At 40.5% G+C, this 18,756-nt stretch carries 17 protein-coding genes and 1 tRNA gene; 4 read left to right on the top strand and 14 right to left on the bottom strand.

Features of this window, described 5'->3' with window-relative positions; genetic code table 11:
* Positions 1–41: 41 nt before the first annotated feature.
* Positions 42–4,367: a PAS domain S-box protein gene (locus tag MNY28_RS05035; RefSeq protein ID WP_346389100.1), complete on the top strand. Its 4,326-nt coding sequence runs from the start codon at positions 42–44 to the stop codon at positions 4,365–4,367.
* A 74-nt stretch (positions 4,368–4,441) separates the two neighbouring features.
* On the top strand, positions 4,442–5,521 hold the full coding sequence (locus tag MNY28_RS05030) for a methyl-accepting chemotaxis protein (RefSeq protein WP_346389099.1): 1,080 nt from the start codon (positions 4,442–4,444) through the stop codon (positions 5,519–5,521).
* A gap of 3 nt (positions 5,522–5,524) precedes the next feature.
* Here MNY28_RS05030 and MNY28_RS05025 read toward each other — a convergent pair whose 3' ends face one another.
* The 7 genes from MNY28_RS05025 to MNY28_RS04995 form a co-directional block, all read right to left on the bottom strand.
* The gene (locus tag MNY28_RS05025; RefSeq protein ID WP_346389098.1) at positions 5,525–5,968 is read right to left on the bottom strand and encodes a hypothetical protein; all 444 of its coding nucleotides are present in this window, start codon (positions 5,966–5,968) and stop codon (positions 5,525–5,527) included.
* A gap of 14 nt (positions 5,969–5,982) precedes the next feature.
* A complete protein-coding gene (locus tag MNY28_RS05020) occupies positions 5,983–6,414 on the bottom strand; it encodes a methyltransferase (RefSeq protein ID WP_346389097.1) in 432 nt (143 codons plus the stop codon).
* Positions 6,404–7,174: a metal ABC transporter permease gene (locus tag MNY28_RS05015; RefSeq protein ID WP_151901408.1), complete on the bottom strand. Its 771-nt coding sequence runs from the start codon at positions 7,172–7,174 to the stop codon at positions 6,404–6,406. Before MNY28_RS05015 ends, MNY28_RS05020 begins: the two co-directional genes overlap by 11 nt.
* The gene (locus MNY28_RS05010) at positions 7,165–8,049 is read right to left on the bottom strand and encodes a zinc ABC transporter substrate-binding protein (protein WP_346389096.1); all 885 of its coding nucleotides are present in this window, start codon (positions 8,047–8,049) and stop codon (positions 7,165–7,167) included. The genes MNY28_RS05015 and MNY28_RS05010 overlap by 10 nt, the downstream gene beginning before the upstream one ends.
* 9 nt (positions 8,050–8,058) lie before the next feature.
* Entirely contained in the window at positions 8,059–9,303 is a 1,245-nt protein-coding gene (locus MNY28_RS05005) for a hypothetical protein (RefSeq protein ID WP_346389095.1), read from the bottom strand.
* Between the two features lie 86 nt (positions 9,304–9,389).
* The gene (locus MNY28_RS05000) at positions 9,390–9,581 is read right to left on the bottom strand and encodes a hypothetical protein (protein WP_346389094.1); all 192 of its coding nucleotides are present in this window, start codon (positions 9,579–9,581) and stop codon (positions 9,390–9,392) included.
* 66 nt (positions 9,582–9,647) lie between these two features.
* The gene (locus MNY28_RS04995; RefSeq protein WP_151901411.1) at positions 9,648–9,923 is read right to left on the bottom strand and encodes a hypothetical protein; all 276 of its coding nucleotides are present in this window, start codon (positions 9,921–9,923) and stop codon (positions 9,648–9,650) included.
* A gap of 105 nt (positions 9,924–10,028) precedes the next feature.
* Between MNY28_RS04995 and MNY28_RS04990 the strand changes: the two genes are divergently transcribed.
* Positions 10,029–10,442, top strand: a complete 414-nt coding sequence (locus MNY28_RS04990) for a winged helix-turn-helix domain-containing protein (protein WP_230973279.1) — start codon at positions 10,029–10,031, stop codon at positions 10,440–10,442.
* A 19-nt stretch (positions 10,443–10,461) separates the two neighbouring features.
* Here MNY28_RS04990 and MNY28_RS04985 read toward each other — a convergent pair.
* The 4 genes from MNY28_RS04985 to cobU all read right to left on the bottom strand — a co-directional run bounded on the left by MNY28_RS04985 (position 10,462) and on the right by cobU (position 12,355).
* Positions 10,462–10,549: transfer RNA gene (locus MNY28_RS04985), tRNA-Ser, on the bottom strand.
* Between the two features lie 29 nt (positions 10,550–10,578).
* Positions 10,579–11,142 (bottom strand): histidine phosphatase family protein, encoded by a 564-nt coding sequence (locus MNY28_RS04980; protein ID WP_151901413.1) that lies wholly within the window; start codon positions 11,140–11,142, stop codon positions 10,579–10,581.
* A complete protein-coding gene (cobS, locus tag MNY28_RS04975; protein ID WP_151901414.1) occupies positions 11,139–11,864 on the bottom strand; it encodes an adenosylcobinamide-GDP ribazoletransferase in 726 nt (241 codons plus the stop codon). The genes MNY28_RS04980 and cobS overlap by 4 nt, the downstream gene beginning before the upstream one ends.
* Positions 11,861–12,355 carry a bifunctional adenosylcobinamide kinase/adenosylcobinamide-phosphate guanylyltransferase gene (gene cobU / locus MNY28_RS04970; protein WP_346389093.1) on the bottom strand — a complete coding sequence of 165 codons (495 nt, stop codon included), beginning with the start codon at positions 12,353–12,355 and terminating at the stop codon, positions 11,861–11,863. Before cobU ends, cobS begins: the two co-directional genes overlap by 4 nt.
* Before the next feature lie 150 nt (positions 12,356–12,505).
* On the opposite strand from cobU, the gene MNY28_RS04965 reads away from it, so the two are divergent.
* Complete coding sequence (locus MNY28_RS04965) at positions 12,506–14,431, top strand: DUF1538 domain-containing protein (RefSeq protein ID WP_346389092.1); 1,926 nt, start codon at positions 12,506–12,508, stop codon at positions 14,429–14,431.
* A 135-nt stretch (positions 14,432–14,566) separates the two neighbouring features.
* Here the strand turns inward: MNY28_RS04965 and MNY28_RS04960 are convergent, their stop codons facing one another.
* The 3 genes from MNY28_RS04960 to MNY28_RS04950 are packed head-to-tail and all read right to left on the bottom strand — an operon-like array spanning position 14,567 to position 18,743.
* Complete coding sequence (locus tag MNY28_RS04960) at positions 14,567–15,940, bottom strand: chloride channel protein (protein WP_188109999.1); 1,374 nt, start codon at positions 15,938–15,940, stop codon at positions 14,567–14,569.
* Between the two features lie 57 nt (positions 15,941–15,997).
* Entirely contained in the window at positions 15,998–17,440 is a 1,443-nt protein-coding gene (locus MNY28_RS04955) for a TrkH family potassium uptake protein (RefSeq protein WP_346389091.1), read from the bottom strand.
* The gene (locus MNY28_RS04950; RefSeq protein ID WP_151901418.1) at positions 17,430–18,743 is read right to left on the bottom strand and encodes an NAD-binding protein; all 1,314 of its coding nucleotides are present in this window, start codon (positions 18,741–18,743) and stop codon (positions 17,430–17,432) included. Before MNY28_RS04950 ends, MNY28_RS04955 begins: the two co-directional genes overlap by 11 nt.
* Positions 18,744–18,756: the final 13 nt, after the last annotated feature.

The following is an 18,756-nucleotide window of genomic DNA, read 5'->3' as shown; positions in this document are numbered from 1 at the left end:
AAGAAATAAAAGCTTTCGTTTCAGCTACAAGGCAGAGAAATATGAAAAATTCTGTATTTATCGGGATAGGTGCGAGTGCCGGAGGGTTGCAGGCTTTAAAAGAGCTGTTTCCTCTGCTGCCCACAGACCAGGAGTATGTCTATATAATTGCCCAGCATCTTGACCCGCATAAAAAAAGCGCCCTGGCCGAAATATTAACCGCATATACGGTTATGCCTGTCTCTCTCATCACAAAAGACCAGCAGTTTTTGCCAAACAATGTCTATGTTGTTCCTCCGGGATACAACCTCATCTACACACGCCACCGACTGCTCCTTGAAAAAGCACCCGATACTCCCCATATTCCGACGCCTTCTATCGATGTATTTTTCAAAGCGCTCAGCAGTTACAAAAAAGAAAACTGCCTCGGCATCGTCATCAGCGGGACAGGACATGACGGAACTGCGGGTGTGAGAACCATCAAAGAAAACGGCGGGATCACCGTCGCCCAGTCTCCAAAAGAAGCCCAGTACCAGGAGATGCCGCAATATGCGATTGCAAGCGGTTTCATTGACTATATATTTGAGGTAGAAGAGATCGCCCAAAATCTTGTAAACATCGTGCATACCGCACCCGGACCTTTCATGAAAATTGTAAAGCTTCTCAAAGAAAAAGAGTCCCTTGACATACAAAAGTATAAAAAAGAGACTATTATGAGACGGCTGAACAAACGCATGCTTCTGAATAAATGCGCAACGCTTGAAGAGTATATTGACTATATCAATGCCTATCCGGATGAGTTGCATCTGCTGTATCAAAACATCCTTATCGGGGTTACAGAGTTTTTCAGAGACGAAAAATCATTTGAGGCACTCAAGCAGCATCTTGAAGAGTACCTCTCTGACAAACCCGACAGCTATGATCTGAGAGTCTGGTCTGTTGCCTGCTCTACAGGAGAAGAGGCCTACTCTCTGGCTGTCACCATTGACCAAATCAAAAAAAAGCTCAAAAAAAATTTCGATGTTCATATTTTTGCCACAGACATTGACGAAAAAGCACTTGACATTGCAAAAAAGGGGATCTACTCCAAAAAAGCACTCCAAAAGACTCCAAAGAAAATACGCAAAGAGTATTTTGTTCCCTTGGACGGAGCCTACAAAGTCAAAGAGTCTATTCGTTCTCAGATTATTTTTACAAAACACAATGTTTTATGCGATCCGCCTTTTATCAATCAGGATATTATCAGCTGCAGAAATTTTCTTATCTATATTTTGCCTGAGGTCCAGGAGGATCTTTTTGTCCTCTTTCATTATGCGCTCAAAGAAAAAGGTCTCTTGTTTTTAGGCTCCTCGGAATCAACACTTATGAGCGTTGCCTATTTTAAAACGCTCAACCAGGAGCATAAGATTTACATCAAAGAGCAGCTTGAGAATCCTCCAAGAATCTCTTCGCACTACTTTTCAACACATACACATGCCAAACAGAACCTCTCGGAAGTAAAAACATTTACCCTCAAAGATATCAACATACAAGAAGAGATAACAAATACCATATTTGAACTTTTCTCTTCGGAGTGCATTATCGTCGATACAAATTTCACCATTGTCTACAAACAGGGAAACAACCCTTTTTTAGAGCTTAATGACGGTTTTGTGACTTTGAATATTGTCGAAAACCTGAAAAAAGAGCTGCAGTACAGCGTCAAAAAGATTCTTGATCAGACTGCAAAAAGCGCAAAAGTGCAGAGTACAAAATTTATCGAAGTCAAACTCGGCGAGGACAGGCAGAACTTTGTCAAAGTGATTGCCACTCCTTTTGCGAACAAACATGACGCTGTTTTTATTTTACTCTACTTTCAGGAACTCAATGCCAACAATCTGGAGTTCAACACCAGAGAAATAGTCCTGCCAAACGAATCGTATGTGATAGAAAACCTTACAAACCGGGTGCAGGAACTCCAGGAGGACAATCACGCTCTTTTGGATGAGCTGATGCTTTCCAAAGAGAATATGCAACTGCTCAATGAAGAGCTCCAAAGTGCCAACGAAGAGTTGCAAAGTGCCAACGAAGAGCTCGAAACTTCCAACGAAGAGCTGCAAAGCTCCAATGAAGAGCTGCAGGTATCCATCACAAATGAACAAAAAATGCAAAGGCAGCTCTCTTTGATTTTGAATTCCACGCATGACGGTATCATCGGGCTTGATCTGCAGGGGTGCCATACTTTTGTCAATGAAGCTGCCCTTACAATGCTGGGCTACACAGAGGACGAGCTGCTTGGAAAAAACGCCCACAGAATCTGGCACCATACAAAACCCGACGGCAGCCACTACCCTCTTGATGAGTGTACCCTGCATCTGCATCTCATCAAAGGTATTTCTATCCGTAAAGAGGAACTTTTTTTCAAAAAAGACGGCACTCCTTTTGATGTTGAAGTGCTGCAGAATCCTATTATAGAAGAGGGAAAAGTCAACGGGGCTGTGCTCTCTTTTCATGACATCACACAAAAGAAAAAACTGCTCCAAGAGGCTGAGTATGAGCACAAAATGAACGATTTGTATCTCAACTCAACAGAAACAATAGTGCTGATTTTGGATCTTCACGGAAGCGTGCAGATGATAAACAACAGTGGTGCAAAACTGCTCAGGCTGCCAAAAAAGAAGATACTCGGCAAAAACTTCATTCAGCATTTTGTACCAAAATCAATACAGCCGAAGATGCAGAATATTTTTGATGCCATTGTCTCTCAAAAAGCAAAAGCTGCCAAAGAGTACAAAAGCCAACTGGTAGATGCAGAGGGCAACGAGCACACTGTATCATGGCGAAATACCTGCATCAAAGACAAAGACGGCAATATCATCAACATAATAAGTTCCGGTGTAGACATAACCGACCAGGAAACGCTCACAGAAAAGCTTTACGAACAGGAGCATCTTTACAAACTGACTTTTGAAGAGGCAGACATAGGCATAGCGCATGTCTCCCTTGAGGGAAAATGGATAGATACCAATGAATACCTCACAAAACTCCTGGGATACACAAAGCAGGAGTTCAAAAACATGCATGTCTCCGACATCACTTTTGCCCAGGACAGAGATACAGACAGATACATGCTTGAACAACTGCAAAACAATGAAAAAAAATCATACCATATTGAGAAGCGTTATATCCATAAAAACGGCACTGTCATCTGGGTAAGTCTGGCAGTGGTGCTTTTAGTCGACGAACAGAAAAAACCGCTTTATCTGCTCAAAATAATTCGGGACATATCACAACTCAAGCTTTTAATGTACCAGCTGGAAGTCGAAAAGAACAGATTTGAAAAAATGATAGAGTTTACACCCATTCCTTTGATGCTCTACAATGCAAACGGGGAAATTTTAATGCTCAACAGAATTTTTCAAGAAACCACAGGCTATACCCTCAGCGAAATTCCGACAATCGAAAAAATGCTGAAAAAACTCTTTGTTCACGAAGAGGAAAAGAGTATGAAAAGCATTAGGCAATACTACAAAAACCCTCTAAAAGAGCCCAAACAACAACAGAGTATTACCACAAAATCAAAAGAGCAGAGAGTCGGAGTTTTGCATGCCGTCAAATTTGACGACCAGTACAACGGCAATGAAACCCTGTACCTCATAGCCATTGTTGATATCACCGATATACAGAGAAAAGACGAACTGATGATTTCACAGTCCCGTCAGGCAGCCATGGGCGACATGCTCTCCATGATAGCCCATCAGTGGAGACAGCCTTTGAGTGTGATTTCCATGGTCGCAAACAATATTCAGGTACAGCTTGATCTGCAGGGAAATGTTGATGCAAAATCTCTGCAGGAACTCATTCATACACTCAACGGACAGACGCAATACCTTTCGCACACCATTGATGACTTTAGAAACTTTTTCCAGCCTGACAAAAAGAAAGAGCTTGTCACGGCAGATACTGTTTTGAAAAAACTCACACATCTTGTTGAAAAATCTTTAGAGAACAATGCCATCACACTCTCCCTTCCGCAAAACAGCGATATTGAATTCTGTACCTATCAAAATCAGCTGCTGCAGGTCCTGATCAATATACTCAACAATGCCAAAGATGCCATTAAAGAGAACAGAAGGGAGGGAGGCCGCATCAGTATAAATGTGACAACATCAGAGCAGGAGATTCTCTTTGATATCTGTGACAACGGCGGAGGCATAAAACCGGAAATACTCAAAAAACTCGGAGAGCCCTATGTCACATCAAAATCCAAAAACGGCACAGGACTTGGCATATATATGTCCAAAATTATTGTAGAAAAACATCTTGGGGGAAAACTTTCATGGAAAAGTGATACCGAGGGGAGCTGTTTTTCAATTTTGCTGCCACTGGATACAGTGTGTGAGTCTTAATTTAGAGGTGCCCTTAAGTCATCATAAGTTATTTTTCTGCTAAAATAACAAAATATAAACAAAAGGAATCGAAAATGTTTGGATGCAGTGCAAAACTTGAAAAACTTGAAAATGAATATAAAGCAAAGATAGCAGAGATGGAGGCTGAAAACAACAGGCTTTATGATGAGATTCAACAACTGAAAAATCAGCAAAACACCCAAGAGAGTACTTCCGGGATGAAAGATGATGCTTTTGTCAAACTCATTATAGAGAGCTACAGCAGCGGCACACACTTTTTGCAGGGAACCATCGAAGACAATCTCGTTCAACTTGAAGAGATTAACGAGCTCAATGATAAAACAAACAACAGAATGCACAATATTGAAGAACAGACTGCTGAAATCATCTCTACAACAGAAACAATTCAAGAACATGCCAATACTTTGGGAGAAGACTCAAATGCACTCAATGACAGTGTTATGTCTATCTCAGAAATCATCAATCTCATTAAAGATATTTCGGATCAGACCAACCTGCTCGCACTCAACGCAGCCATAGAAGCTGCCCGTGCCGGTGAGCACGGACGCGGTTTTGCCGTTGTTGCCGATGAGGTAAGAAAACTGGCAGAACGTACACAAAAAGCAACCCAGGAAGTAGAAATCAACATCAACGGACTCAAACAAAATTCCAACTCTATTATAGAAATCGGCAACACTTTTATGAATGAAACATCCAAAGTGATGGAAATAGTCGATGTTTTTCATGAAAATATCCAAAAAGTTGTCGAAAACTCCAATGAGATTAAAAACAGAACACAACGCCTGACAAATGAATTCAATGTCAGTAACGGAAAAATTGACCATATTGCACTCAAAATCAAGGGATACAAAGCAATCCTTGATAAAACAACAACTGATATTCCGGATGAAAACAGCTGTCGGTTTGGCAAGTGGTTTTCAGAAGTGAGCCACACTCTGCTTAAAGGAAACACTCATCTTTCAAGTATTACACAACATCACAAAACAGTGCACCAGGGACTTAAACAAGCGATACAGGAAAATATGCAGGGGAATTTTGATACAGCACTTCAGGTATTGCAAGAGGTCGAGCATGCAAGTGAAGTCGGCTTTGAAGAGCTTCTCTCTGCCGTAAAAGAGTCAACAGGCAGATAAAGTCTAAAAGCCTCTTGTATCCAAACCCTTTGTCAAAGAGTCATCCAGTTCAAGGGCATATTCAGGGTTGCGTCTGTGCAGCTCTTTGTCAAGTTTTATGATGATGTCTTTGTTCACATTGGGATGATGACAGATTCTTAAAATCAGTTCCGAATATATTTCAAATTTCGGATGAGCACGCATACCCAGTTTCTGAGGAATTTTTCCGTAATACTTCAGTATCAGTTCAACTGCTTCTTTGAGCTCCTCTGTTGTTGATTTTTTATCTTTTATCACGTTCAAAAGCATCTCGAAGTCAGGCTTGACCTCCCTTATATGCATTGGCTTTTTGGCAGTGTTTCTCTTGTGCGGTTTTTTTGCATGTAAAAAATAAAAATACAAAAGGACCAAGATGCCAAGCGCTCCGCTCAAGGCAGCCAGAGATTTTATAAGAAGTGTTATATCCATTGCAGCAGCCTTTTTTAAAAGACAAAAGGTATTAAGCGTTTTGTCTTTTTCATATATGCAATATATGCCGGATTATGGCATTGCCACAAACTCTCTTCATAAAACAGTTTTGCCAAAAGCGTCAGCAGCAAAAAAAGGAAAAGCACAAACTCGTAATAGGTAAAATAGATCACGGCGACACCAAACATACTCACCAAGACCGAAAGATACATAGGATGCCTCACGTATGCATATATACCGCCTGTGACCAGTTCACAATTTTCTTTTATATCGGGGCGAATATTAAAGTTTCCTCTTTTATGTTCTCTTATCGCCAAAAGTCCGATGCCTATTCCAAGACCAAGAATCACCAAACCGCTATATAAATGCTGGGTTTTTGAGCCCAAAGGCAAAATCATCAAAAATATAATAAAAAACTGCAAACCGACCAATATCTTACTTTTCATTTACTCTCTTTTTAGAACTCATTATACTGGAAATAACAACAAAAACAAGTGAAAACAAAACTGTTACAAATATAATAGCATATCCCGTCGGCAAATCTAAATAGTATGAACCAAAAAGTGCTAACACAATACTCACAGAACCAAACAGACAGGCAAACACAAAGGGCTTTGTTTTTCTTTGGCTCAACCCTGCAAATGAAGGAGCGATAAGCAGAGCAAACACAACCAGCACACCGGCAGACTGCACAGAAGATGTCACGGTTAACGCAAGCATTGCAAAAAATAAAAACTCTTTTTTTGCACCGCTCATTCTTGGATAAAGCACAAACATAACAAAGGCAATGCCGCTGTATAACAGCAGACTTTTATACAGATCTTCACTTGAAGTAAAAAGAATATCTGCCGCACTGAGTTTGGAAAAAAGTTCGGTCCCCTCTGCACTTTGCGCAAGTATGAGCATTATAGAAGATATACCCAAAGCATATAACAATCCTATAAACGCTTCAATCTTTTGTACTTTTTTTGTAGCCCAGGTAATAATTACGGCAGCCAAAAGTGCAAAAAGCAGGGTCATGGCACTTTGATACTGCGAATCCATAAATGCAACACTCAGCGCCATGCCGACAGCGGCAATCTGCCCTATCGCCAGGTCGGTAAAAACAACACCTCTTTTAATAATCTCCAAACCAAATACAGAGTGGATAAACACTAAGGCAACAGCCAGCACAAAAGCCGGCCACAGTAACTCGACTACTGACATATTCTCTTAGCGATTCTGTTATAAAACTCTTGCAGTGTTTTACTGCCGTCAGCCCCTAAGTCATGGGGAATAATCAGAACTTTTGCTCCTGTCTTTCCTGCAATGAATTTTGCTGTTTTTTTCTCATGGTAAACATCCTGCAAAATCTTTTGCACACCCTTGTCTCTCATTATATTGATCAATTCCAAAGTGTGTTTTGAGCTCGGAGCAATCCCCGGAAGCGGTTCAATCGTTCCATATATTTTATAGTTGTATCGCTGTAAAAAATAGTTAAAAAGCGGATGATACTGTACGACCTTTTTATCTTTACATGTAAGCATTTTTGCATCAAACTTTTGTAAATAGTTTTGCCAATCATTTGTGAACTTTTTCAAATTTTTTTCATACTCCCCTGCATGCTGCGGGTCAATTTGCGAAAGTTTTTGTGCTATGGCTTTTGCCATCGGCAGGACAGCATAAGGATCTGTTGTATAGTGAGGATTGCCCTGTGCATGCACATCACCAAAAGCACGTGAAACGGTTGTCGGTACATTTATCAAGTGCACATAGTGAGACAGATCCAAAAAGCCTTTGGCTCCGTTTTGAATCTTGGCATTGTTTGCAGCACGTAAAAGCGGAGGCAGCCAGCCAAGCTCCAAACCTGCTCCGTTAATGATGAGCAAATCTGCACGACGGAGTTTTGCGATAAGCGAAGGCTTGGGTACAATAAAATGCGGGTCATACTTCGAACTTCCAAGAACCGTTACATGTACTAAATCTCCTCCTATTTTTTGCGCAATGGCACCGGCTGTTGTATATGTTGTATCTATTTTGACTGTAGCAAACAAAAAGTTTGTGAGTAAAACTGTTAGTAGTATAGTTTTAATGTTTATCATATGTTTCTCCTAATACGAGTGCGCGCCATGTGCACCTGCTGCAATGTTGAGTGAGAGCATTACTTCACTGATGTTTTTTCTCTCACCGGCTATGATTTTTGTTCTGTCGTAAGTATAAGAGAGACGCAGACGTGACATCGGAAATGGTTTATACTCCAGTTCGGCTGTGTACCTGTCCAAATTACCCGTGTCAATGCCCGCATAAGAAGACAGGTCTGTCTCATTTTTTGTAATTGCCCCATAACGCAAACCTGCTGAGTAGTTGTTGTTATACTGATAAATCAGTTCACTGTAAAGTCCTGCCTGTTTATCTGTTCCTGTGCCGACATCTTTGTTTCTGTAAAGATATTCGCTCTGCCAGACAACTGCGCTGTAGCTTCCTAACTGCTCACGCAGTGTCAAATCAAGGCCATAAACATTGGTAGTATTTGCTGTTGTATTTTTCCCGTGGGCAATACTTACACCGCCAAGAACTGACAAATCATCGCCAACATCGACACTTGATTTTATATAGCCGACATAGAGATTATTTGACTCGGTATCGCCAAAACTTTTGTCATTTGTTCCCTGCATCGCTTCTGCACCCGCCATAATGTATGTATCTGTCGGGACAACCCATTGGAATTGCACACCAGGATCACTGATGCCATCGGGACCAAAAAGTGTTTCATAAATAACAGGCTGTGCATCAAAATGCCAGGAGTGCTGGTGTTTTGCATTGATGCGTCCAAAATCACTTTTGAATTTTCCGGCTTTGACTCTTAGCCCATAAGGCAGAGATGTAGTCAGAATATATGCCTCACCTATTTCAAACTCATTTGGCTGCAGATGAAAATATGCATAGGCCTGAAAATAGGGATCAACTACAGAGTGCATGGCTATTTCTGCATAATTAAGATTAAATCCTCTGTTTTTGTTAAAGGGCAAAGGCGCCGGTGATATACCATCATCATTTATAAGACCCGGTATCTGAAAATTTTCATAATCACTGTTTTTCACATTCCGACTTACTGCCGACATATTTAAAATCAAAGCGATATCCGGCAAATAGGCATTTTGCGAAAAAGAGGCAGAGGTATTGACACTTTGTGTCACCTGCATCTGCGATTGTTTTGTACTCAAAGCCTCAAATTTCGCTTCTAGTTTTTGCATACTGATTTTTTGTTGTTCCAACTGCTGTTTGAGTGCATCCATATCTGCATCCGCAAATAAAGAGGAGCATACAAGCACAGAGAGACAGAGTCTTTTTTTCATTGTTTATTCTCCAATATTTTAGTAGTAATTTTTATGTTTTTTTTTGAAATCCAAGTTGCACTATTTTGAATCGGTACTTTCTCACGCTAAAGTGTGACTTGTGAAAAAAACCAAATTTTTTTCTGCAGTGCCGACTGTTGAAACGTTCCTGCCATTCTCGCCCGCACTGAAGTACGGGTTCCGAAAAAGCTGTCGGAATCGGTACTTTCTAACGCTAAAGCGTGACTTGTGAAAAAAACTAAATTTTTTTCCGTAGTGCCGACTGCTGTTTCTTTCATGCCACTCTCAACCCGCACTGTGAAGTACGGGTTCCGAAAAAGTTGCTTGGATTAAACGGTATTGAATTAGGAGATTTTTGGAGGGGCCCGTGCGTAAAGAGTGTTGTGAACCTGCTTTACATGTAACGAGACTAGAGGCGCAACAACAGATTCTTTCAGTATTTCCAGTGCTGTCAGATAATTTATGGCAACAGGGGTATCGGCATGTGACAGGCTTGACTGCACTGTACAGATTTTACAGTCGTTATGCTGTTTCAAATCATTATGATGATGAAAAACACCCATAAAAGTTGCAATAATAAAGATAATACTGAGATATTTTTTGAAAAACTGAGTTATCATAATGAAATTTTATCATAATTATCAGTTGATTAAAAGAAATATTTTACACAGCTTTTACACTTCATTGTTATACTATTGCTATTTTTAATATTAACGGAGGAGCTTGTGAGTAAAAATGTTGTACTGGTATTCGAAGCAAATGATACAGATATAGTAGATATAGAAAACTATATAGCTTCCCGTGGCTATGAAATAAAAAAAATAGATAAAAAAACAAAAAAAGCAGATAAAAATATTATTGAATTTGCAACAGGCTACCATTTCAATCTCAAAACAAAAGAAACTTTTTATCAAAACCAAAAGCTCAAACTGACTAAAAAAGAGAGCCTTTTTTTGAAACTTCTTCTCCTGAACATGGGGCAGGTAGTCACCTTTGAACAGGCCACAAACTATATATGGAACAAAGAAGAGCTGATAACCGAAAACAATTTGCGAACCTTGGTATGGCGGCTCAGAAACAAACTAAAAACTGACATTATCAAAAATAATCAGGGGATTGGTTATTTTATAGAAGCTTAATGATTTTACTATAAACAGATGGTGGACAGCTAGGGATTCGAACCCTAGGTAGATTGCTCTACACCCGCGTTCCAGGCGAGCGCCTTCGACCACTCGGCCAGCTGTCCTTTGTTGTAAGAGCGGTATTATAGCAGAGCTAAGTTTTAATAGTGCTAAAAGTTTGTAATTTTGTATCATAAACAGTATATGACGCATAAGGAAGCGCAATGCCAAAAGCATCTTCGAGTGACAGATTTTGCACAACTGCCATAAAAGTTCTAATAACGCCTGCATGTGTTACAACCAAAATATTTTCAGCTTTTTGTTGCAACACTGTTTCAAAGAAAAATTCTTTTATTCTTTGTATATAAACTCCATAAGGCTCGCCGTCAAGGGCTTTTATCCACTGTGCAAAGTTTTCATATTCTATGCCTTGCGCCCTAATCTCTTCATATCCGAGTCCTTCATGTCTTCCCCATGATTTTTCCCGCAATTTTGATGTATATACTGCTTTTTTTGCCTGAGAGAAGGGTTGTATTGTCTCTTTTGCCCGTCTGAGATCTGAACAGTAGACCAAATCAAATGCTTTACATGTAAAAGCTTTTGCCAGCTTTTTGGCATCCTCATGCCCTTTTTTTGAAAGGCCTATGTCATTATGTCCGTTATATTTGCCGATATATGCCTTTTGCACTTCACTATGGCGGATAAGTGTTATTTTCATACCAAACCGACTATAAGAACATTTAACAGTACAAGTTCTGTCACTTCTATGCAAAAACCGTAAATATCACCCGTAAACCCGCCGTATCGCTTCATAAAAAAATGTTTGCATACAAACAGCACCAACAAAGCAACAAACAGCAAAACAAAACTGTGAAAGAGTATGCTGATTGCTGTAACATATACCACACTTATCAAAAACTGTTTTTGCGAAAACTCTTTTTTTGCCAAGGCACCCATTCCGTTTGCAGAGAGATATGGATAGAGACAGATTGCAGCAACTGCCGTAAAACGTGAAAGCATAAGCACGACAGGTAAAAGATACATCGCATCCAAAGCCGCTACAGAAGATGCCTTGAGCAATAAAAACACTACCGTAAAAATCATACCCATCCCGCCGTTATAGGGGTCTTTCATTACATGTAAAGCTTTTTCTTTGGGAACAAACAAGCCGTCTACAGTGTCTGCGAAACCATCAAGATGCAAGGCACCTGTCACTAAAACCCACAAGGAAAAGACAATGAGGCTACCATGTAAAGGCGGAAAAAAAAGAGTAAGCAACAAAAAAGTACCATACAAAAGCAAACCGAGCAAAAAACCGACAAACGGATAAAACATCACCGCATAGCCGTTTATGCCTTTATAAAAATCATGCACTTTAAAAAAAGGAAGAATGCTGAGCATTGAAACAGCCAGAGTAAAACCTTTGAAGAGTTTGCTCATTTTATCTGTGTACTGATTCCGGCCACAACATGATAGACCTCATCACATTTTTGTGCAAGCATTTGGGAGAGCTTTCCGCTGATATCCACAAACTGACGGGCAAGTTTATTCTCAGGGATAATGCCACAACTCACATCATTCATAACAAACACAATGTCTTGTTTTAATGCTATAACATTCGCCAATTCCGCTTCCATTTCCGTATAACTTTTTTCACGATAGAGCATATTATTGATCCACATACTTACACATTCAACAAGTACCGCACCCTCCTGTAAAGCTATTTTTTCTCTGAGATTTATCGCCTCTTCGACTGTGATGAAATCACTCTTGCGTTGCTGCTGGTGCTGTGCTATACGTTCTTGCATTTCATCATCTATAAATTCTGTTGTTGCAAGATAGACAGGTTTTTTGTCTGAGAGTTGTTTAATGTAATTTTCGGCACTACGGGATTTTCCACTCTTAATGCCGCCTATAAATAATGTTTTCATTTTAAAATTATAGCAGTTTTATAATATTTTTCGATATTATTGCATAAAATAATTTCCGGAAGCGATGCTTTAGCTTCGTCTTTTAGTCTTCAAAACACAAAGCCCGTACTAAAGTACGGGTTCCGAAAAATTAATGAGGGGAGATATAACGTGCTGAGCATTTCAACTTTTTTGCAACTTCTAAAAGAGTCATTCCGTGACCTTTTGCCAATCATACTTGTGATTATGTTTTTCCAGCTTGCCATCATCCAGAGTGTCCCGCCAAACTGGCTGAGTACGGCCATAGGTTTAGGCATCGTCGGTGTGGGGCTTGCCGTATTTTTACTTGGTCTTGAAGTCGGGATTTTTCCTGTAGGAGAAGGGCTTGCGAGTGAATTTGCCCACAAAGGCTCAACCTTTTGGATTTTGATTTTCGGCTTCATGATAGGTTTTGGAACCACCATTGCCGAACCTGCGCTTATCGTCATCGCAGACAAGGCTGCAAGTATCAGTGCAGGACGGATTGACGCTACAGTGCTAAGAACTGTTGTTGCCTTTTCTGTCGGTTTTGCCATTGTTTTAGGGGTATGGCGCATCATTAAAGGGCATCCTATCCACTACTACATTATTGCAGGGTATATCCTGGTTGTCAGCGCAACGGCTTTTGCTCCCCAGGAGATAGTGGGCCTTGCCTATGATTTGGGCGGAGTTACCACATCCACTGTCACCGTTCCGCTTGTTGCCGCCCTTGGTATAGGACTGGCTTCTACCATTAAAGGGCGCAATCCTGTACTTGACGGCTTTGGTCTCATCGCCTTTGCTTCGCTCACACCTATGATATTTGTACAGTTTTACGGTATCGTTGTGTACCAGTTCATAGATGCCTCTGCAACTGTTGTTCCTGCTGTTATCAAAGAGATTGAGACAGTCAACCTGGACTTTAGCGCCATGACAATCTTAAAAGGACTGCTGGGTGTCATCACAGATGTCCTGCCTATTTTGGTGATTATTCTCTTTTTTCAGTACATCATTCTAAAAAAACCCATAGAAAATCTCAAGAACGTGATGATAGGTTTCGGGCTGGTTATTCTGGGGCTTGATGCCTTTATAGTCGGTTTGGAGATGGGACTTTTTTCTGTCGGTGAGACTATGGCATTTGAGCTTACCCGTTATGACAACAACCTTATCATCTACTCTTTTGGTTTTTTTATCGGTTTTTCAACCACCATGGCAGAACCGGCGCTTACAGCAATCGCTAGAAAAGCAAAAGAGGTCAGTGACGGTAAAATCAATGACTTTGTTCTTCGTCTTTTTGTAGCGCTGGGCGTTGCTATAGGAATTGCACTCGGAGCCTACAGAATCGTTACCGGCGGTGAAATAGTCTACTACATCATAAGCGGATATATTTTTGTCATCATTCTCACCTTCTTGGCACCAAAATACATTATTCCCATAGCCTATGACAGCGGCGGAGTCACAACCTCAACCGTTACAGTTCCTCTTGTTGCTGCTCTTGGACTTGGACTGGCAACAAACATAGACGGCAGAGACCCGCTCATAGACGGTTTCGGGCTCATTGCCTTTGCTTCTTTGTTTCCAATGCTTACCGTTATGCTCTATGGTATTATTACAGAAAAAATGGGCGTTAAAGGAGAGCGGGAAAAAGAAGAAATCCATATGGAAGAGTTGCGACATGCACTCGAAGATGTACAGAATATGGAACTCTCAACTATAAGAGTGGACGGTGCAGACGCACTACACCACTCTCCGCATATGAGCTTTTCTGCAGTACATGTAATCGTTCCAAAAGACAAACAGGAAGAGGCAATTATTGCAGCAAGAGATGCGGGTGCAAGAGGGGTAACTATCATGAGTGCACACGGTATGGGGCTTGAACATATGGAAAATTTTTATGACAGACTCCATGCGGGCGCGACTGATGCAAACCTGATGTTTATCACCCAGACAAAAAATGTTGACAAAATTATAAGAGAAATAATAACAAAACTCGACATCACAGGAAACGGCAGAGGGCTTACCTTCGCCTACCCTGTTTCTCACATCAAAGGCCTGCGTCTGAAACTCACTGATTTATAATGCTTTCTCGGAACCGGTACTTTCTATGCTGAAGCATGACTTGTGAAAAAAACTAAGTTTTTTTCTGCAGTGCCGGCTGTTGCAATAGTTTTGCCGCTCTCAGCCCGGACTGAAGTCCGCGTTCCAAAGAAATGCTTACTTCTTTTTGTTTTTTTTATGAAGTCTTCTTCGAAATTTTTCTATTTTATCTATCTCGTGTTTTTCCAGCGAAATACTTATATTTTCTACCTCTTCACCTATTTTTACACTCAGCATTTCGGATTTTCTCATGGCCAGAATCTGTGAAGAGAAGATACTTCTGTGCCCTGAAATCAAGAAGCTTATAACTGCTGCAAGTGCTGCATAGTGTGCGATATCTATCCCGAAGAGTTCTACTGCCATAATCGTTGAGGCAATAGGTGTATTTGTGGTGGCCGAAACAACACTTACAAAGCCGAGGGCTGCAAAAAGCGTAATATGTTCGGGAGAGATGATGGAGCCAAAAAAATGCCCGCTTGTTGCCCCGATGTAAAAGATCGGCGTAATGACACCCCCGCTTCCTCCTGCGGCAAGAGAAAGAGAAGTAAATACTGTTTTTAAAAGAAATGTATACCAGTGAATGTCCTGAGATGCAGCGGTATGGGGATTGAGAGCATCTGCAATTGTACTCATTCCCAAACCTATATACTGCTCACCGAAGACCAAGGTCAGTGCGACTATCAAAATACCGCCCACAAAAGCTTTGATGTATGTATTTATTTTGATGCTTTTTACATATGTATGGCTGTAGGAGATTGTTGTTATCACTATATCAGAGACAAAACCGAAAAAGAGTCCGGCAATGACCACTTTGGCTATCAGCCAGATATCCAAAGAGATATCCTGAAAAAAATGCAGGTCATAATAGGTATACTCTATCCCCAGAAACTGGGCTGTTGTAAAAGCGGCAAAACCTGCAATAAAAGACGGCAGAAGCACATCATACATAATCACACCGATAATTAACACCTCAACACCGAAGATTGCTCCGGCTATCGGGGTACCGAAAACTGTGGCAAAACCGGCACTGATCCCGCATACAACAAGCTTTTTTCTGTCTTGTTTGTGAAACTTCAAAAGCGTAGAAATAAAAGAGGCAACACCTGCCCCGATCTGCGCGCCAGGGCCCTCTTTTCCGACAGAAGCACCTGCAAAAATACTTAAAACGGTCGCAAGTGTTTTTACGGGAATGACCGAAACATCTATTTTCCCGTTATCTTTATGAATTGCGGAAATAACTTTTTCCGTTCCGTGCCCTTCTGCACTCGGGGCAAAGGTTTTCACCAGCCATACAGTCAGAACAAGGGCAAAAGGAAGCGTATAGTAGTATTCAAACGGTAAAAAAGAACGGCTTGTTTCACTATAGGCTAAAATTTTTAAAAAGCCTGTAACTGTTGCACCAATCATTATGCCGATAATTGATGAAAGAAAAACCCATTTTGTAACACTGAAAAAAATAGCTGTCTGTTCTGTTATATGATTTTGTATCATCTCATTTTCTACTTTAAAGTCTTTAAAAAGATTATAACACTTTTTATTAAGATTGTATTAGAACTTTTTCCAAAAAGAACTGCTGAGCAGGACAAAAACAGTATAACACTCCAATCTGCCTATAATCATAGCCACGGAGAGAAAGATTTTGTCAAAATCAGAGAAAAAAGAAAAGTTGTCTGCAGGGCCTACCATAGAGAATCCTGGACCGATATTGCCCACTATGGCAAATGCACCCGAAACTGCAGTCATCGCATCATACCCCCGGGCATAAATATAGACGGTTACTATGGCTACAGTAATCATAAAAAGCGTAAAAAAACCAAACGTTGAAGACAAAATCCGCTCTTTTTGCTTGAGCCCGTCGATAAAAACAGAAATAATCATATTTGGATGCAGTATTCTTTTAAGCTCCGCAGAGAGTGTTTTAAAAATAATTACATGGCGGATGATTTTAATGCCGCCTGCCGTTGAACCGGCATTGCCCCCCATCAAAAGCCCCAAAAATATAATTGCTATAGCCAAATGCGACCAGGAGCCGTAATCTATAGTTGCAAATCCTGTTGTTGTCATGACAGAAGCAATCGTAAAAGATGAGTGTTTGAGGGCATCATAAAAAGAATCTCCGCTGATATCTACATGTACAAGACTCAAAGCAAGACTCAGCAGTAAAAAAACTGTAAAATACCATCTGACCTCTTCTGTTTTGTACCCGCTGACATCCCTGAAATAAAGCTTTAAATGGGCTAAAAAATTTATCCCTGCCAGCATCATAAAAATTGTCGTTGTCCAAATAATGCCGTCATTGCCAAAAGAGCCCAGAGAATCATTTTTTGTAGAGAACCCTCCCGTGGAAACTGTCGAAAAGGCATGGTTGAGCGCATCAAACCAACTCATACCGAAAAACTTCAAAAGCAGCATGTCAACCAGTGTCAGCAAGGCATATACTATCCACAGACGCAAGGCGGTATCTTTTATTTTTGGTGTCAGTTTTTCAAGAGAAATTCCTGTTGATTCGGCTTTAAAAAGAGAGAGGCTTCCCGTAGGATTGATGACTGACAAAAGCCCAACGCCCAAGACAATAACGCCAAGCCCTCCAAGCCAGTGCATCAGACTTCTGTGAAAAAGTATCAAATGGGGCAGAGCTTCTATATCGCTGTAAACTGTTGCTCCCGTTGTTGTAAATCCGCTGACGGCTTCAAAAAACGAAGAGGCAAGAGACACATTTGTATAAAGAAACAGCGGTATGGCTCCGGCAACGCCAAGCAACACCCAGAGCAGATTAACCACCAGGATACTCTCTTTTATTTTCAAATCCAGTTCATGCTTTCTCAGCCACAGCCATACGCCAAGATTGATCAAAAAAAACACCCCGTCATAAAGCAAAAATTTTCCATACGCTTCTTTGTATATAACGCCTATCAAGACATCAAACAAAAAAAGTGCAGAAACAGTAATGCCTATAAGAGAGAGAATCTTCAGCACATTTTTATAGTTCATAAATCCATTCTTTTACTTTTGCACTTGTTTTTACTGCACAAAAGGCTACAATCAAATCATTTTCCTGCAGTCTCACTTTTTCACTGAGACTCCGTATCACATTTTCTCTTATATAAAAGAGGCTGGATTCTTTTACATGTAAAGGTTTTATCACTTTGTCAATAAGCCTCGAGGCGGGAAAAACTTTACGCATAAAAACCACTGCCTTTGCCCCGCAGTAACTTTTTTGAATAACAACACCTGTAGAACTGATCTCTTCCATGATTGCATTGTAGGCACTCATTTTTGGACCTCTGACAACGACTATCCCCAAAGAGTGCATCAGGTTGTAATATTCCATTTCATTGTTAATCGCAACCACTTTTTTTATGCCGCTCTCTTTTGCTTCGAGACATTTTATGATGTTATACTCATCATTGTTGGTCGCTGCTATAAAAATATCGGCACTCTCCAGTCCTTCATCTTCAAAAATATCATGCGAACCGTATTTATAGTTAATGATGGAGACCCTGCCTTTGAGCTCTTCGTCCGCTGTTTCACAAAGTTTTAAATCTTTTTCTACCAGTTTGACCTCTTTGTCTGCTTTTAGAAGTTCCTGCGAAATGGCAATCCCGAGTTCACCACCGCCAAATACAACACATCTTTGAATATCCAGAGTGTTGTCCACATCCAATTTCTGGCACACCTGCTTGATTTCATTTTCATCACCAAAAAAATAGACAAGATCATTGGGAAGAATTTCCACATCTGCATCAGGAATGCAAAAATCCTTCTTGCGTTCAATGCCGACTATTTTAAAATGCTCAGAACTGATGCTTTGCGGAAGTGTTTTGCTTGAAACCATAACAGAAATAAGTTTGCAGGGTGTGTATTTAAAAAATTTTACATTATTTGCTTTTGGGTACAAAAGAAGTGAAGAAACGGCCCCCGAGGTAAGCTTTAAAGGGAAAATAACTTTTTCAACAGCAAGTCTCTTTTGGATAACCTGCTCTTGAAAAAAATATTTTTGCACCCGTACAAACTTTCTCTTTACATGTAAAGCCGCATCTACTGTCATTGCAGCAATAAGATTTACATTGTCAATATTTGTCACTGCTATAAACAGGTCGATTTCCTGACCGATAAAACGCTTATATGTGTGTATGTCTTCGACATCCCCCTGAAGCGGTAAAATATCCAGACTCTCCTGTATCCTGTCCAAAGCCTGTGAATTTTTATCAATGACAGTAACGTTGTGTCCCACACTCAGTGTTTTGGCAAGGTTAAAACCAACCTTTCCGGCACCCGCAATAATTATATGCATATACCACCCTTAA

This window comes from Sulfurimonas sp. NWX367 (assembly GCF_039667065.1).
GTDB lineage: Bacteria > Campylobacterota > Campylobacteria > Campylobacterales > Sulfurimonadaceae > Sulfurimonas > Sulfurimonas hydrogeniphila.
This window is presented reverse-complemented; position numbering and strand designations above follow the sequence as displayed.

Coding starts and splice junctions, on each gene's coding strand:
- MNY28_RS05035 (WP_346389100.1), top strand. CDS start 42: ATGAAAAATTCTGTATTTATCGGGATAGGTGCGAGTGCCGGAGGGTTG.
- MNY28_RS05030 (WP_346389099.1), top strand. CDS start 4,442: ATGTTTGGATGCAGTGCAAAACTTGAAAAACTTGAAAATGAATATAAA.
- MNY28_RS05025 (WP_346389098.1), bottom strand. CDS start 5,968: ATGGATATAACACTTCTTATAAAATCTCTGGCTGCCTTGAGCGGAGCG.
- MNY28_RS05020 (WP_346389097.1), bottom strand. CDS start 6,414: ATGAAAAGTAAGATATTGGTCGGTTTGCAGTTTTTTATTATATTTTTG.
- MNY28_RS05015 (WP_151901408.1), bottom strand. CDS start 7,174: ATGTCAGTAGTCGAGTTACTGTGGCCGGCTTTTGTGCTGGCTGTTGCC.
- MNY28_RS05010 (WP_346389096.1), bottom strand. CDS start 8,049: ATGATAAACATTAAAACTATACTACTAACAGTTTTACTCACAAACTTT.
- MNY28_RS05005 (WP_346389095.1), bottom strand. CDS start 9,303: ATGAAAAAAAGACTCTGTCTCTCTGTGCTTGTATGCTCCTCTTTATTT.
- MNY28_RS05000 (WP_346389094.1), bottom strand. CDS start 9,581: ATGAAAGAAACAGCAGTCGGCACTACGGAAAAAAATTTAGTTTTTTTC.
- MNY28_RS04995 (WP_151901411.1), bottom strand. CDS start 9,923: ATGATAACTCAGTTTTTCAAAAAATATCTCAGTATTATCTTTATTATT.
- MNY28_RS04980 (WP_151901413.1), bottom strand. CDS start 11,142: ATGAAAATAACACTTATCCGCCATAGTGAAGTGCAAAAGGCATATATC.
- cobS (WP_151901414.1), bottom strand. CDS start 11,864: ATGAGCAAACTCTTCAAAGGTTTTACTCTGGCTGTTTCAATGCTCAGC.
- cobU (WP_346389093.1), bottom strand. CDS start 12,355: ATGAAAACATTATTTATAGGCGGCATTAAGAGTGGAAAATCCCGTAGT.
- MNY28_RS04960 (WP_188109999.1), bottom strand. CDS start 15,940: ATGATACAAAATCATATAACAGAACAGACAGCTATTTTTTTCAGTGTT.
- MNY28_RS04955 (WP_346389091.1), bottom strand. CDS start 17,440: ATGAACTATAAAAATGTGCTGAAGATTCTCTCTCTTATAGGCATTACT.
- MNY28_RS04950 (WP_151901418.1), bottom strand. CDS start 18,743: ATGCATATAATTATTGCGGGTGCCGGAAAGGTTGGTTTTAACCTTGCC.